The organism is Bradyrhizobium agreste (assembly GCF_016031625.1).
Lineage (GTDB): Bacteria > Pseudomonadota > Alphaproteobacteria > Rhizobiales > Xanthobacteraceae > Bradyrhizobium > Bradyrhizobium agreste.
This window is the reverse complement of sequence record NZ_JACCHP010000001.1, coordinates 99,357-114,224: the sequence shown is the minus strand read 5'-3', so window position 1 is coordinate 114,224 and position 14,868 is coordinate 99,357. Positions and strand designations below refer to the sequence as shown.

At 57.9% G+C, this 14,868-nt stretch carries 9 protein-coding genes and 5 pseudogenes; 10 read left to right on the top strand and 4 right to left on the bottom strand.

All coding sequences use genetic code 11. From position 1 onward, the window contains the following. Positions 1-120: 120 nt before the first annotated feature. The 3 genes and pseudogenes from HZZ13_RS00410 to tnpA form a co-directional block, all read right to left on the bottom strand. Positions 121-339, bottom strand: a pseudogene (locus tag HZZ13_RS00410) (IS66 family transposase); the annotation flags it as partial. A gap of 68 nt (positions 340-407) precedes the next feature. After that, a complete protein-coding gene (gene tnpB, locus HZZ13_RS00405) occupies positions 408-854 on the bottom strand; it encodes an IS66 family insertion sequence element accessory protein TnpB (protein WP_376707005.1) in 447 nt (148 codons plus the stop codon). After that, a complete protein-coding gene (tnpA, locus tag HZZ13_RS37515; protein WP_197957738.1) occupies positions 830-1,123 on the bottom strand; it encodes an IS66-like element accessory protein TnpA in 294 nt (97 codons plus the stop codon). Before tnpA ends, tnpB begins: the two co-directional genes overlap by 25 nt. A 633-nt stretch (positions 1,124-1,756) precedes the next feature. On the opposite strand from tnpA, the pseudogene HZZ13_RS37510 reads away from it, so the two are divergent. The 10 genes and pseudogenes from HZZ13_RS37510 to HZZ13_RS00355 all read left to right on the top strand — a co-directional run. Next, a pseudogene (locus HZZ13_RS37510) lies at positions 1,757-2,531 on the top strand (MaoC/PaaZ C-terminal domain-containing protein); the annotation flags it as partial. A gap of 1,086 nt (positions 2,532-3,617) precedes the next feature. Continuing rightward, positions 3,618-3,785 (top strand): annotated as a pseudogene (locus tag HZZ13_RS36480) (alanine dehydrogenase); the annotation flags it as partial. 28 nt (positions 3,786-3,813) lie between these two features. Further along, on the top strand, positions 3,814-3,996 hold the full coding sequence (locus tag HZZ13_RS37505; protein WP_376707004.1) for a hypothetical protein: 183 nt from the start codon (positions 3,814-3,816) through the stop codon (positions 3,994-3,996). A 120-nt stretch (positions 3,997-4,116) separates the two neighbouring features. Further along, the gene (locus HZZ13_RS00385; RefSeq protein ID WP_197957736.1) at positions 4,117-5,346 is read left to right on the top strand and encodes a CaiB/BaiF CoA transferase family protein; all 1,230 of its coding nucleotides are present in this window, start codon (positions 4,117-4,119) and stop codon (positions 5,344-5,346) included. Between the two features lie 611 nt (positions 5,347-5,957). Further along, entirely contained in the window at positions 5,958-6,731 is a 774-nt protein-coding gene (locus HZZ13_RS00380) for an SDR family NAD(P)-dependent oxidoreductase (protein ID WP_197957735.1), read from the top strand. 1,125 nt (positions 6,732-7,856) lie between these two features. Then, positions 7,857-8,795 carry an ectoine/hydroxyectoine ABC transporter substrate-binding protein EhuB gene (ehuB, locus tag HZZ13_RS00375; RefSeq protein WP_246504214.1) on the top strand — a complete coding sequence of 313 codons (939 nt, stop codon included), beginning with the start codon at positions 7,857-7,859 and terminating at the stop codon, positions 8,793-8,795. 129 nt (positions 8,796-8,924) lie between these two features. After that, on the top strand, positions 8,925-9,653 hold the full coding sequence (gene ehuC, locus HZZ13_RS00370; RefSeq protein ID WP_197957734.1) for an ectoine/hydroxyectoine ABC transporter permease subunit EhuC: 729 nt from the start codon (positions 8,925-8,927) through the stop codon (positions 9,651-9,653). After that, a complete protein-coding gene (gene ehuD, locus HZZ13_RS00365) occupies positions 9,653-10,312 on the top strand; it encodes an ectoine/hydroxyectoine ABC transporter permease subunit EhuD (RefSeq protein ID WP_197957733.1) in 660 nt (219 codons plus the stop codon). Before ehuC ends, ehuD begins: the two co-directional genes overlap by 1 nt. Positions 10,313-10,389: 77 nt before the next feature. Beyond that, positions 10,390-11,166, top strand: a complete 777-nt coding sequence (gene ehuA / locus HZZ13_RS00360) for an ectoine/hydroxyectoine ABC transporter ATP-binding protein EhuA (RefSeq protein WP_283817105.1) — start codon at positions 10,390-10,392, stop codon at positions 11,164-11,166. A 497-nt stretch (positions 11,167-11,663) separates the two neighbouring features. Beyond that, positions 11,664-12,714, top strand: a pseudogene (locus HZZ13_RS00355) (phosphotransferase family protein). Between the two features lie 643 nt (positions 12,715-13,357). On the opposite strand, the pseudogene HZZ13_RS00350 reads toward HZZ13_RS00355, so the two are convergent. After that, a pseudogene (locus tag HZZ13_RS00350) lies at positions 13,358-14,828 on the bottom strand (aspartate ammonia-lyase). Positions 14,829-14,868: the final 40 nt, after the last annotated feature.

Here is a 14,868-nt window from a genome sequence, read left to right as displayed (position 1 = left end):
GAGTCCCGGAGGTCGCCCGGATGTGTCTTGCTGCTCTTGCCGGTCAATTGCGCGCGCTGAAAGCCCAGATCCTGGAGTTCGACCGCCGTATCATCGCCTGGCATCGATCAAACACGATGAGAGCAGCCGTGCCGTGCGCTCGGAGCGCTGCCCGTACAGCTCGCGTTTGAGCTTCTCGATCCGTAGGTCGAGATGTGCGATCACCGCCTCGTTGTCCGACAGCTCCGCCCGTGCACTGGCGGCCATCGCCTCGGCTCGCAGCCGCGCCTCACGCTGGGCCTGCAGCGCCGCCAGGGCACTCACAAGGTCCGATGGAAGATCGTCCGGCTTCGATATCATGAAGCCCATTGAATCAGATCAAGCAGCAGATTTAAACCGTAAAGCGGCTATCCGACCCGCGTCGGACGCTAGGTTTCTTGAGGGTTGCGCCAATCGATCCCGGACAGCAGATAGCTCAACTGCGCCGGCGAGATCGTTACCGATTCACCGGCAACCGATGGCCAGATGAACTTTCCTCTCTCGAGTCTTTTTGTGAACAAGCAGGCTCCCTGGCCATCGTGCCAGATCGCCTTCACAAGATCGCTGCGGCGACCACGGAAGACGAACAGATGACCGCTGAGCGGGTCTTTGCGCAGCACCTCCTGGACTTGGAGTGCCAGCGACGGAAAGCCTCTGCGCATATCCGTGTAGCCTGTCGCGAGCCACACTCGCACATTCCCCCGGTATAGCAATGATCGGCGTCCAAGCACATCGAGGACCCGCGCCAGCGCCTCCGGATCGACGTGCGCATCCACCCGGACGCACCGTCGGTTGCCGAGATCAATCTCTATCAATCCAGTACGCGCGGCTGCCACGGAGCGACTCGGCCATCAGCCGTAGTCGGAGTTTCCTCAGCCGAGGCCGCTGCGGCGGCGATCTGCGCCGGCGCAAAAGATGGTACAACTTGTTCCGATGTCCGTGCTTGTCGACGCCAGGTAAACACCAGGCTGGCCGCTACTCCGTTGCGACGCGCAACCTCAGTCACCTTCGCGCCCGGCGCCAACGTTTCCTCGACAATCCGTGCCTTGTCGTCCTGCGACCAGCGCCGCCGCCGCTCCGGCCCGCCCAAAACCTCGACCCGCATCGCCTGATGACCTTAAAGCTAGACTTAAGGCCACACGCTTCGCGAATTACCAGCCGTCACGCAAGACGGCCCCTGTCGGATGCGTACATCGCTATTTGCGCAGCCTGTTTACAGCTGCCGCGCTCGCCGTGATCCGCTATGCCAAGATCCATGGCACGGGCCATCGGCCCGGCTCACCGCGTTGTTGGCGCGACGCCCCACCAAGGTCGCTGCGATCGCACTCGCCAATAAGCTCGCCAGGATGGCATGGGCGATGATGGCCAGGAGCGAACGCTACAGGGAACCCGCCGCTCTTACGGCGTGAACGAGATCACAGCCGGTCATCCGGGTGTGACGTAACGGTTGAAAGGACGAACAGCACTTAATGCAGCGCCGGTCGATCCGGCGATCAGGACAACCCTCATGGGCCAAGGCATCTTCGAATGCGTGCTGTTGATCGGGACCTGATCCGCGGAAGGCATTACGGCCAGCGGTCATCTGTGTACCGCGCAAATAGGCCGAACACATGGCTGCTCCGACCAATGCTGCAAAGTGAAGATTCTTCTTGCCAACCCGGAGCCGTCGACACATGGCCCATTGGCCGATGCTACACAAGACGGCGGCTAGACGGTAAGAGCCGGATGAGCGGAGACGATGCCAATCGATTACCGTGCGGTTCTCAATCTCAAGACCGAAGCCGCTCCCTATTCCGCGGAGCGATCGGGAGGGGATGGTTTCTGCGCTTGGCGTTGGAATAGGCTCCGATCCTCTGAACGAAAAGGAGCTTCAGTTTGTCAACGAGGCGTTTGCGACGCCCAAGCCGCTGAAGGTTGTTTCGGTCTGCGTCTGGGGGCCCGACCTGACCTAATCGACCTCAACCGTGTCGTCGATCGCGAACGAGATTATTTCAACAAACCGCTGCCTGTCGCGGCCAGCGTTACCGCGGACGCGCGCGTGCGGCGTCTACGACAAGGGGCAGAGAAGGGCGCGATCATTCAGAACGAAGCCGACGTTAGGGATGGCGAGGGTGACAAGATCGTCACAATCGTCTCTTCGACCTTTGCGGGTGGTGACGGCGGCTTTGCGGACCACGGGATGGAATGCCCGGGCCGCATCAAGTCTCCCGCCGCGCGCCCGATAGATCAATCGACATCCCAACACGGCCCGATCAAGCGCTGGTTTATCGTCTATCGGGTGATCGAAATTCCTTACACAGCGATCCGGAATTCGCGAGCCGGGCCGGCTTCTCCAAGCCCATTCTCCATGGGATGTGTACTATGGACTGACGTGCCGGGCAATGATGTAGACGTACGCTGACTACGATCCTTCTGCCTTCCATCGTCATCGCGTCCGGGGCCCATCGGATCGATGGAAGGACTTCCGCCTTTCCTCACTGATGGCTTTGATCTCGGGGAATGCAACGTCGATCTCCGCCCGATCGCGCCTCGGCGCGGAGTCGTTCAATTTTACGACGGGGACTGAGGACGCGCCGTTTCTAGAGCCGCGTCGCGTGGGAGTGGAGCTCGGGCACGCGGGTCGCGCGGGAACTAAGCAGGGTGATCACCGAGCGCCGCAAGCGCAAGAAGGTGGTAGCGACAACGGCACCGAACTCAACAGCAATGCCCTTCTGTCGTGAGCCGATCAGAGCCGCGCCACCTGGCACGACATCGCGCCGGCAAGCACATGCAGAGCGCCTTCATCGAGAGCTTCATGTATGGACGGCCCCGCGGATGCAAGGGATTTCAGAAGCACATTGGATATCGGTCGGGTGCGTCCATGTATACGGCCTGTTAGCGCGACCGATGCCATGGCCCCTGGCCGTGATGCGATCGCGGATCGGGGCCTCATCAGCAGGTCGCGCTTGTTGCGCCTAAAGCTCTTCGGGCTTGCTCGATCGCCAGCTACGCCGGTGTCAACCATGCTGTCATTTGCCCTCATACTAAGGTGGCCAACATATGCGGAAAGTCGGCCGCGAGATGGGCGAAGGTGCGCCGTATGCCAGCCGCCCTCGCGTTGTAGTGCAAATATGGCTCTAGAGATGGCGCACCATCATGAGATCGTATTCAGTCCTAAGTGGGCTTTCGGCGTTGACGCGCGCAATTAGGCTTCATTCGTGGTTTGTGCGGAGCTTTCGTTCTGATGTTCGGACGGGTGCCACCCACTCGCGGCAGCAATGGTCGCACCAAGCGGGTATCCTTGCGGATGGAACGTTTCATCGGTCCTAGCCCGTCAGCGCAGCCAGCAGCTTCTCCGGTCAAAGTGCCAAATCTAAATAAGGCGGCCGTTGCCGGGAGTGCGCGCACGGTTATTTTCCCTCTCTGGACGGGGCCGTCCGCTTCGCTGAAATTCCGGCATGGTTATCTTGGCCGGAGAGACTCCTTCAAGCCTGTCGTCGGCCGGTAATCCTGCAAGCTGGGCCAGTTGATCGCCGAATTACTGCGCCGTTTAGCCCTTTCGAGTTGAGGTTTGTGCCCATCTTGCGATTATAAAGAGCCGCCCACCAAGGACATTGCATATGAACGTCGGAGTTCCCAAGGAAATCAAGACCCAAGAATACCGCGTCGGTCTGACGCACGGGGCCGTGCGCGAATGCGTGGCCGCGGGCCACAACGCATTGGTCGAGACCAGGGTCGGTGCGGGAAAAGGTGTGACAGGTGATCATTACCGCAAAGCTGGCGCGAGAAGGCAATGTTCATTGTCGCGGCGCCAATATGCCCGGAGCTGTCCCGGTCACCTCAAGCCAAGCGTTGAAGAACACTACGCTGACTTTTGGCTTGGCTCCGGCAACAGGGCCTCGGAGCCGGGCTCATGTGCACGGATCCCAATGTGCATCGACGCCGGCTAACTTACAAAGCTGTGGAAAAAAGCCTGGGCCTGCCATTCTCACCCATTGAGCAGGCTGCAGCCTAATCCATCGAGACTCCCTGGGCGGCAATTCCTCCCCAACTTAGCGGACCCTCCTGTGGGGGGCCGTTTTCTCGCAATCCGCAGATCGTCTTTGGAAAAGAATCGACATGTCCGTCCTTCCGCTCTCAGGCATCAAAATCCTTGACCTCACCCGCGTGCTTGCCGGGCCGCTGTCGGCCCAGATGCTGGGCGATCTCGGTGCGGATGTGATCAAGATCGAGCGGCCCGGCACCGGCGACGACGCCCGCGCCTTCGGCCCACCTTACCTGACCGACCCCGAGGGCAAGGCCAACAACAATAATTCGTTCTATCTCTGCGCCAACCGTAACAAGAAGTCGGTCACCGTCAACATCGCCAAGCCCGAAGGGCAGGCGATCGTCCGCGAGCTCGCCAAGGACGCCGACGTCTTCATGGAGAATTACAAGGTCGGCGATCTCAAGCGCTACGGCCTCGACTACGAGACCATCAAGGCGATCAATCCCGGCATCATCTATTGCTCGGTGACCGGCTTCGGCCAGACCGGACCCTATGCGCCGCGCGCCGGCTACGACGCCATCCTGCAGGCGATGGGCGGCCTGATGAGCGTCACCGGCCATATCGACGGCGAGCCTGGCGAGGGCCCGATGAAGGTCGGCCCGTCGATCGTGGACTACATGACCGGCATGAACGCTTCGATCGGGATTCTCTCGGCGCTCTACCATCGCGATGCCAGGGGCGGGCAGGGACAGCACATCGACGTCTGCCTGCTCGATACGGTGATCGCATCGCTGTCGCACTGGCTGCAGATCTATCTCGTCAACGGCAAGACGCCGCCGCGCCGCGGCACCTGGGGCAATGGCGGCATGCCGGCCGGCGTGTTCCGCTGCGCCGACGGCGAGCTGATGCTGGTGGTCGGCAATGACGGCCAGTTCCAACGCACCTGCGCCGTGCTCGGCGAGCCCGAGCTCGCGAACGATCCGCGCTTCGTCAAGAACAATGACCGCGTCGTGCATGGCAAGGAGATCATGGCGATCTTCGCCGGCCTGTTCCTGAAGCAACCGATGGCCTACTGGCTGGAGAAGCTGGAGGAGGCCGGCGTGCCGTCAGGTCCAATCAACAATTTTGAGCAGGTGTTTGCCGATCCCCACGTGCAGGCGCGCGGCATGCGGGTGAAGTCCGAGCACAAGTTTGAGCAGGAGCTATCGCTGATCCGCAACCCACTGACCTTCTCGGGCACGCCAGTCACCGAATATCGCGCTCCGCCGCTTCTTGGTGAGCACACACGGGAGATCCTCTCAGCTAAACTCGCCTATGACAATGCGAAAATCGCCGCACTCAAGCGAAACGGGGTGATTTGAAATCAGACGTCCCGGGGTTTGATTCACTTTGCGAACGCGAATTGGGCTTGCGCTGCAAATTCGATTGCGTTCTCGGTCCCCTGGAGAGCCTGCCCCGACGCTATTCAAGAGGAGCGTCCTGGGTCTCTTTTAAGTGTAAGGAGTACTCCGGGATTGAGCTTGCGGGCAAGGGAGATTAGGCCAGGAAGCCCAGCGTCTTGGCCGCACGTGCCAATGCTCGTCTGCGCAGCGATCTGCGCTTAGGTGGAGCGGGGTGCCGGTGTAATCCGATGAATGATCCGCCGAGAGTTACGGTTGCGTTCGCTCAGACTTATCAGTCTGGTCACTTTTTTCACCGAGCCCTTCAATCCACTCAACCACGATTTCGCTCGTAGCACCTTCAGTCTCATCCTTCCCGTCTGTGCACTGAGCCAAATGAGCGCCAAGCGCAGGCTGCGTTTCACCGAAGTTCGCGGTTGGGGATAAGAATTCCGGCTATGCTAGGCCGTATTTTAAACGGCTTCGGCTTGAGCAGTTCGTATTATCACATCTCGCGTTTAGAGCTCACACGATGATCGTCATGGGCGCCACTATGAAGACGCGGAACCGCGAATAACAAAGAGAGCCTTACCGTGTCAAAAAATCCCTTCGATCTTTCCGGTCAAGTCGCCGTAGTCACTGGGTCTAGCCGCGGTATCGGCCGTGCCTGCGCCGAATTGCTGGCCCAGCTTGGTGCAAAAGTTGTGATCTCCAGCCGCAAGGTCGAGCCGTGCCATGATGTGGCCGAACGCATTCGCAATGCGGGGGGCGATGCACATGTCCTTCCCTGCAATATCTCGCGCCGCAACGAAGTCGAAGGGCTGATTGCGGGTGCAATCCAGCATTACGGCAAGATCGACATCCTAGTCTGCAACGCCGCCGTAAACCCGTATTATGGTCCGCTGCTCGAGATATCAGATGAAGCTTTCGACAAAATCATGGGGGCGAACGTCAAGAGCAATCTTTGGCTCTGCGCACTCACAATACCTCAAATGGCCGCCCGTGGCGCTGGTTCGGTCGTCCTCATCTCTTCCATCGCTGGTCTTCGCGGCTCGACGGCAATCGGTGCATACGGAATCTCCAAAGCCGCCGATTTTTCGCTTTGCCGAAGCCTCGCTGGCGAGTGGGGCCCGAAGGGGGTGCGCGTTAATTGCATCGCTCCAGGTCTGATCAAGACCGATTTTGCGCGCGCGCTTTGGGAGGATGAAGAGAATACGACACGCCGTTTCGCAACCACACCTCTTCGCCGTATAGGTGAGCCGCATGAAATTGCCGGTGCCGTCGCCTTTCTCGCCTCTGAAGCGTCCACGTTTGTAACTGGCCAGACCATCGTAGTGGATGGTGGCGTGACGACAGCGGCGGTGTAAGCCTTGTATTTCTGCCTAAAGTCAGCACTCGCTCACGTGCCAGCCGCCGCGGGACGCCGGCTCCAGCTGCGTCAGCGCCCTCAGCGCGATGGCACCGGCGAGCGCAATGCCTAGAAAGGCACGAGCCGTTCGGCGATCATGCATGTACCAATCGCGGCGACGGGATTGCAACTTGCATAACCTGGAGACGTCAGCGCAGTCTCTACTAGTGCAACCATGTCGGCCGACGAGGTCATCTACGCCGCTACCAAGCGGCGCGGGCGCCCATGCTCGAATCAGGGCGTCTAGACGGCGCGCCATCTAGGCGCGCCGAAACGTGACATGGCCAAGCGGCGCGCGAGTGCGTCTACGGCGAACGTTTGGCACTTGCGCGGTTCTGCCATCTCAGCCCTCCCATACCACGCACCGGTGCTCTGGCCGCCAACAAGGCGGTGGGAGTGAGCGCCAGCGGTCAGTTGCTTTGTTCCGCTTCACTGCGCTCTCATCAGAATGAGGCACGCTGATGCCCCCCGCTTCCGCACAGTCAGGAACGTCTTTCCTGCGCAGTTCTGGACGTGGATGTCGCAATGGATGCGCTCGCACAATACTTGAACCTCATACTCAGGTATGGAGTCCCTCGTTAATGGTGCTGAGCGTCCAACTACGCTTGGACCATCGGCGGCGCAGATTCTCGCGTTAGATGGGACAGAGCGATGAAAAAGCGCACATAGGTCAGGCTGAGGGGTGTCTCCTGAAGCCGCAGCTCAGAAGCAGGCGCAAAAGTTGATCGCCTTCCTGAGTCGGCCCGTATTCCGGTCGGTTTGACCCAGGGCTCTATTACGTCCTGGACAGTTTGCCTGAAGCCACAGGGGCTGACATGGTCTCCCGCTCCAGCGTCTATCCAAACACATAGGGGGCCATCCCGCTGTGCAAGTTCAAAGCTAACTCGCGCAGAGAACCTTCACATTAGTGGCTTTCTTCGCGCAAATTCTATATAATAGTCGGAATATCTGCGGTTTTACTGCGGGTTGCGCGATTACTGTTTCGAGTTGTCTGCCGAGCAGTTTCAGTGGCTTCGCTCAGAGAGCTTATATCGATGCTTGACAGCACGAGTGGGGCCTATGAGCTGCGCAGACTGTGAGCCTGATGTTCAACTGGCTGCCCAAAGTTATAGACCAGCAGAGTGCAGCGCTGATGCTCTGTCAAGGCAAAGGGGATTGTGAAATGAAGAGCGTTCAATTTGTGCCGACCAGCCTGATGCAGACGTTAGTGATCCTGATGACTCTTGGAACGATCAGTAACGCCGACGCAGAGACCACGCTGGAACGGGTGAAAGCGCAAGGAAAAATTCGAGTTGGCTCCATCATTGCACCACCATTCGCCTACCGAGAAGCGGACGGTAAGCTCACCGGCGACGACCCCGAGATCGCGAAGGCCATACTGAAGAAGCTGGGCGTCGACGAGATCGAGCCTGTTATTAGCGAATTCGGCTCGCTTATTCCGGGGCTAAAGGTCCAGCGCATCGACATGATCGCTGCTGGCATGTACATAACGCCGAAACGTTGTGAGGAAATTGCCTTCTCCGAGCCGATCTTCCGCTTGGGCGAAGCTATCCTGATCAAACGAGGCAACCCAAAAAAGATCGAAGATATCTTGAGCTTTGTGAAAGACAAGAATTTGAAGCTTGCGGTGGTAGTCGGGACGACCGAGCCCGGCTATTCAAAAGACGCCGGCGTCGATGCGTCCCAGATGCTCATTGTACGGGACAACGCAAGCCTTGTAGCGGCTGTTCAGTCCGGGCGCGCCGATGGCGGCGCGTTGCCCGCCATTCAATTGGCCGACATCGTGAAGAAGAGCGAAGATCTCGAGACGACGCGGCCCTTCTTTGAAGTGGCCGGCAAGTCGGTGGCCGGCTATGGTGGATTTGGCTTCCGCAAAGAGGATAAGGATCTTATCGAGGCGTTCAATGTCCAGCTGAAGACCTTCATAGGCTCTCCGGAGCACATCGCGTTGGTGAGCCCTTTTGGATTCGGAAGAGACTTTCTGCCTACCAAAAGCACCGCCGAGCTCTGCGCCGGCAAGTGACAACAGTCGTATTCAATACAAAGAGAAGTCGAGGGCGCTCCGTTCCGGTCGTTTTAAGGGACCCTTGAACTTCGGGGCTAGCACTCCTCTCTGTTTCGTCGCAGAGCAGGGGCAACCGTAAGGTGATCCATGGGAGCGCGGTCGATCATCGGGATGCTTGTGGGGGCAATTGGACTTTTGGCATGGTTCTCCACGCTTGAACGATTCCGCGCTTTCATGCCTGTACTGCTTCATGGAGCTGAAACGACGCTCCGCATCACGGCCATCGCATCCGTCCTGGCGTTCGCATTTGCGATTATAGCGGCCCTCGCCCGGCTCTACGGCCTGTTGCCGATTCGCTGGTTAGCGCGCGTTTACATCGAGATGTTTCGGGGCACTTCGCTACTGGTACAGCTCTTCTGGTTGTACTTTGTTCTGCCTGAGTTCGGTATGTCGCTTGCGCCTTTTACAGTTGCGGTGCTGGCGCTGAGTCTTAATACAGGCGCTTACGGCGCTGAGGTTGTCCGCGCCGCGATCGAAGCGGTACCAAGCGGCCAGTGGGAAGCGTCGACTGCAGTCAATATGACACGTACACAAGCCCTTCGCCGGATCATTCTGCCGCAGGCGTTGATACTGATGATCCCCCCTTGGGGTAATCTCTTCATCGAGCTGCTCAAGGCGACAGCCCTTGTTTCGCTCATCACGATTCCCGATCTCACCTTCAGGGCGCTTGAACTGAACTCAATTACGCTGAAGACCATCGATATCTTCACTTTAGTCCTGCTGATCTATTTAACAATATCGCTCATGCTTACGATCATCATGCGCGGCCTCGAAGGCGCAGCCTCGCGTGGCCTCGCGCGCGGAAGGGTGCACTGATGCTGTGGGAATGGAGTTATGCCCTGGAAGTGCTCCCGCCGCTGCTGAGGGCGGCAGCCATCACGGTAGAGGCTACGCTACTTAGTTTTGCGATTGCGGCGAGCCTCGGTCTTGCGCTCGCGGTGCTACGCATGCTGGGCCCGATGTTCGCGTGGCCGCTGAGCATCTTTATCGAGTTCGTCCGCTCGACTCCGTTGCTCATCCAAATGTTCTTTCTTTACTTCGTCCTTCCGCAATTCGGGGTCACGCTTGATGGTCTCACGGTCGGTGTGCTGACGATCGGCGTCCATTATGCGACCTTTTGTGCGGAGGTCTACCGCACCGGTTTGGAGAACATTCCCCGAGGGCAGTGGGAGGCTGCTGTCGCTCTGAACCTCGGCGTATTTACTACCTTCAAGGACGTCATTCTGCCGCAAGCAATCCCGCCGGTTGTGCCTGCGCTCGGCAACTATCTCATTGGAATCTTCAAGGCGACACCGTTGCTGTCTGTAGTTGCGGTGTTGGAGCTTATGGGGACAGCGAAGATTCTTGGGTCGGAAAGCTACCGCTATGTTGAGCCAATCACATTAGTTGGCTTGTTTTTTCTGATTATGAGCCTCGTCTCAGCGACAGCCATTCGCGCAGTCGAGCGGATGCTCAACAGGAGAACCGTGGGATGACGCCAAATGCGCAACCGACAGCACCTTGCACCCCAGTAAGTAAGCCGCGTGACGCGGCGGATTGCGCGGTGACAGCGATGGTCGAGCCGATGGTCCGTTTTCAAGGCGTAGTGAAGCGTTTTGGAGCACACACTGTGATTGACGGACTCGATCTCGCGATTGCGCGCGGTGAAAAGCTCGCTCTCATTGGTCCATCGGGATCAGGAAAGACAACCGTGCTGCGCATGCTGATGACGCTCGAGCGCCTCGATGCCGGTGTCATTTGGGTAGATGGCGAGCCACTTACGCAAGTCCAGCGCCATGGCAAGACAGTGCCTGCCGACTCCGCGCACCTTCGTCGGGTCCGCGGCAAGATCGGCATGGTGTTCCAACAGTTCAACCTGTTCCCGCATATGACGGCGCTGAAGAACTGCATGGAAGCACCGATCACTGTTCTCGGTCTCTCGCGGCGCGAAGCTGAAGAGCGTGCAGTGGATCTGCTTGCAATGGTCGGCTTGGCTGACAAGAAGCACCATTATCCGAACCAACTTTCGGGCGGGCAGCAGCAGCGCGTTGCTATCGCGCGAGCTCTCGCTATGCGCCCCAAGGTAATGCTATTCGACGAGGTGACTTCGGCCCTTGATCCTGAACTCGTAGGAGAAGTTTTGAACGTTATCCGCAAGCTCGGGGCAGAGCATGATCTGACGATGCTGATGGTTACGCATCAAATGGGATTTGCTAAAGAATTCGCCGACCGAATCGCACTTTTCCACGGCGGTAAGATCGAGGAGGACGGGCCGCCCGCGACATTCTTTACAAATCCCCGGAGCGAACGGACACGCCAATTTCTGAGGGCGGTACTCGAGGGGACGTGAAGGCTCGGGCACCAGCTAAACATTGTCGAACTTACTCAGTTCGGCATGGCTTTCGGTGCGCTGTGCCTCGGCTCGGCCTGGTATTCACGAAGGCCGGGGCGTCCAATGTCAGCGGCAATATGCGGCAGGAGTTTTCAGGACTACCGAGGCGCGTGGATCTGATCCAAGTCAGCTCGCACGATTGGCCAAGCTTTATTTTTCGAAGAAGGGAGACGGAAGGAAGCAGGTATTTCTTTTCGGCCGCCGTCGGCGATGTACGGTTCTTTGCGAACAAGCTGGTTATGACAAGCAAGAGGCACGGCCATGGAGCCATGCGCCTGCTGATTTGTTCGAGAGGGCTCACTGGTAGACTTGAACTTCGAAAGTATGCAAATGCTACGAGCAAGAGAAATGAGTTGCAGCCAGCAGCGCAGAGGAAGGCAGAATGGAATCTGACTTCCCTTGCGTCTTGGCCGGTTCTGCAGCGGGCGTAGTTCCCGAATTGAGAGAGCGTCAACGTGGCAAACCGCATTAACAAAGACGAAGACGTTTCCGGGACAAAGCCGGTAGAAGAGCGGAACCGGATAGACGAGGTGAATCTCGCGCGCTGGATGGAGGAGCATGTGAGGGGCTTTGTCGGCCCATTGACCGTGCTGCAATTCAAGGGTGGGCAATCGAATCCGACCTATCGGCTCGATACGCCGACGCGCTCCTATGTCTTGCGCCGAAAGCCGTTCGGTCAGTTGCTGCCGTCCGCCCATGCGGTCGACCGCGAGTTCCGCGTCATCTCTGCCCTTGGCAAGAGCGGGTTTCCTGTTGCACATGCTTACGCACTTTGCACGTTCAGGGCATCATAGGCACTTCCTTCTCCATCACGTCGATGGAGGAGGGGCGAGTGTTCTGGGACCCGACACCCAACCACCGCAGGTGCGGAAAAAAATCTTTCAGAGCAAGATCGAGACGCTCGCAAAACTCCACATGTACGATCCGAAGCAGCTCGGGCTTGGCGATTTCGGCAAGCCCGGCAACTATTTCGCCCGTCAGATCGATCGGTGGACCAAGCAATATCGCGCTTCGGAGGCACAACATATTGCAGAGGTTGAAAAGTTAATCGAATGGCTGCCGAAGACCGTACCTGAGCAGAGGCGCATCTCTATTGTTCACGGCGACTACCGTCTCGACAACATGATTTTCGATCCCAGCGAGCCGCAGGTGCGCGCCGTGCTAGATTGGGAATTATCGACCCTCGGCGATCCCATGGCGGACTTCACCTATTTGCTGATGCAATGGACTATGCCGAGCTTGAAGGACATTGACCTAAAGGCCCTAAACATTCCAAGCATGAAAGAGGCTGCGCAAATCTATTGCCATTACACCGCCAACGCGCTGCCCGATCTCAACTGGTATTTTTCATATAATCTTTTCCGCTTAGCGGCCATTACACAGGGTATTGCGGGCCGCATCCGCGAGGGCACCGCAGCCAATGCTAAGGCTATCGAATCCGCCAAGCGCACAATCCCGCTCGCAAAGGCATCTTGGGAATACGCAAAGAGGGCAGGAGCCGTGTAGGGAAAGAAGGGCGTAGATAGATTCTGCCTGCAGCCTGTCTGTTAGGTGTGGCCAATTGTTGCTGGAGGGCGAGCCTGTTGAGTGAGTTCAGGGCAAATGATTAGTCTACGGTTGGTTCGACCCGTGCATAACCAAGCAGCATGTCTTCAGCGTGGTCGGAAATTGTTTTCCGCCAGCGCACTCAACCGGACGGACGCTCCAGCGTCCGGCACCCCGCACACCGGGCGCTCGCTTTTTCGATCCAGGGCACGCTCTCGGATCTCGTAGAACGGTTGCGCTGCCGTAGATGATCGAGCCGTGTCGGGCAATGACGGCGCTCTGTGCTCAACTCAGGACCGGCGATATCCCGCGCGATCGACTAGCCATACGCACCAATATGCTTTCGGAACAACTCGACTTCCTGGATCTCGTGGTGAAGTGCCCTCGCGTTCTCTTGCGTCATAGGATTTTCGATGTCGACTACTAACGGCCTGCTGCGGCCGGTGAGCGGAAGCTGCATCTCGGGATGGCCAATAGCTCGGCCTCCTGTTCACTCACGCGGCATTCGTAACCAGAGCCCAAGCGCCGGGGAAATCAGCATGAGAGTTGCGCAGCAGGGCGCTCTCCACGCCAGCGGCATCGCAACCCAGTGCGGCGCAGCAAGTTAAGTCGTCTGACGCTGGGTTTCCGATTTTCTTGACCGATCTTGGGGTGAACTTCCTGGTATGCCGACTTCCTGCACTTTCCATGGTCTTGTGAGAGTGGATGGATCACGCAATTGATTGAGCAATTCGGGCTCGAGGTGCAGCTCTGATTGGAGAACCTCCCAGATCTTCTTGCCGCTCTTGAGTGTTGCCTTCGCAACCTCGGACGCACGCTCATATCCGATCAGCGGGGTTAGGGCGGTTACAACGGCGGTGCTGGCCTAAAGATGTTCGCGACATCGATCTACGTTAGCTGTTATCCCGACAATGCATTTTTCGCGAAGCACTTGCACCGCGTTTGTTATCAGCGCCATAGATTGCAGCATACTATAAGCAATCACCGGCTCCATTACGTTGAGCTGCAGCTGGCCAGCTTCGGCGGCCAACGTTATAGTCAAATCGGCGCCGATGACTTGGAACGCGACCATTCACTAGCTCGGGAATAACTGGGTTAACTTTGCCCGGCATGATAGACGAGCCTGGCTGCAGTGCCGGTAGATTGATTTCGGCAAGACCTCCACGGGGCCCGCTTGAAAGTAATCTCAGGTCGTTCGAGATCTTGGAGAGCTTTGTCGCCGTGCGTTTCAACATCCCGGAGAACAAAACGAAGGATCCTGTGTCCCAACATGCTTCGATGAGATCGTTAGCTGCGCTGAACTGAAGCTGAGTAAGCTTTGAGAGCTCCTCCACGACGACACGGGCGTAATCCGGCTTTGTATTGATTCCGGTCCCGATAGCAGTGCCGCCGAGATTTACTTCTCTGAAAAGAGACACGAGCTCTTCGAGCCGGACTACATCCTCCCGCATCGTCGTAGCGAAGGCAGTAAATTCTTGGCCGAGAGTCATTGGAACTGCGTCCTGTAACTGTGTCCGGCCTAATTTGACGACACCTGCGAACTCCGATCCTTTTCGCTCCAGCGCGTCGGCGAGCTGGCGCAGGGCTTGGTCCAAAGAGCGATGAGCCAATAAAATGGCAAGTCTGATCGCCGTTGGGTAGACGTCATTCGTGGACTGAGAAAGATTAACATCATCGTTCGGATGGACGACGTCGTAGCGACCCCGAGGAAATCCCAACCGCTCGAGGGCCCGGTTCGCGATGACCTCGTTAATGTTCATGTTCGTGGAAGTGCCGGCGCCACCTTGAAAGACGTCGATGGGAAACTCAGTGTCCAAATCGCCGGCAACGATGTCGTTACAGGCGGCAGCAATCGCGCTCGCCTTGCGAGATGAAATATCGCCAAGCCTGGCATTAGCCAGGACAGCCGCCTTTTTGACGAAAGCCAACGCATGGATCAATTGCGAAAGATGGCTTATCGGAATTCCTGAGATCGAGAAATTTCGGATCGCTCTCACTGTCTGGGCGCCGTAGTAGACCTCGCTCGGGACTTCCACTTCTCCTATACTGTCGGCCTCGGACCGTGTAGTAGCCATTCTTGTTCTCTCTTGAAATCGTATAGTCGTCTGTGTCCGT

Bases quoted from the DNA above. Each gene is read 5' to 3' on its own strand.
- tnpA (WP_197957738.1), bottom strand. From the start codon at position 1,123: ATGCGGGTCGAGGTTTTGGGCGGGCCGGAGCGGCGGCGGCGCTGGTCG.
- HZZ13_RS37505 (WP_376707004.1), top strand. From the start codon at position 3,814: ATGCCCGGAGCTGTCCCGGTCACCTCAAGCCAAGCGTTGAAGAACACT.
- HZZ13_RS00385 (WP_197957736.1), top strand. From the start codon at position 4,117: ATGTCCGTCCTTCCGCTCTCAGGCATCAAAATCCTTGACCTCACCCGC.
- ehuB (WP_246504214.1), top strand. From the start codon at position 7,857: ATGTTCAACTGGCTGCCCAAAGTTATAGACCAGCAGAGTGCAGCGCTG.
- ehuC (WP_197957734.1), top strand. From the start codon at position 8,925: ATGGGAGCGCGGTCGATCATCGGGATGCTTGTGGGGGCAATTGGACTT.
- ehuD (WP_197957733.1), top strand. From the start codon at position 9,653: ATGCTGTGGGAATGGAGTTATGCCCTGGAAGTGCTCCCGCCGCTGCTG.
- ehuA (WP_283817105.1), top strand. From the start codon at position 10,390: ATGGTCGAGCCGATGGTCCGTTTTCAAGGCGTAGTGAAGCGTTTTGGA.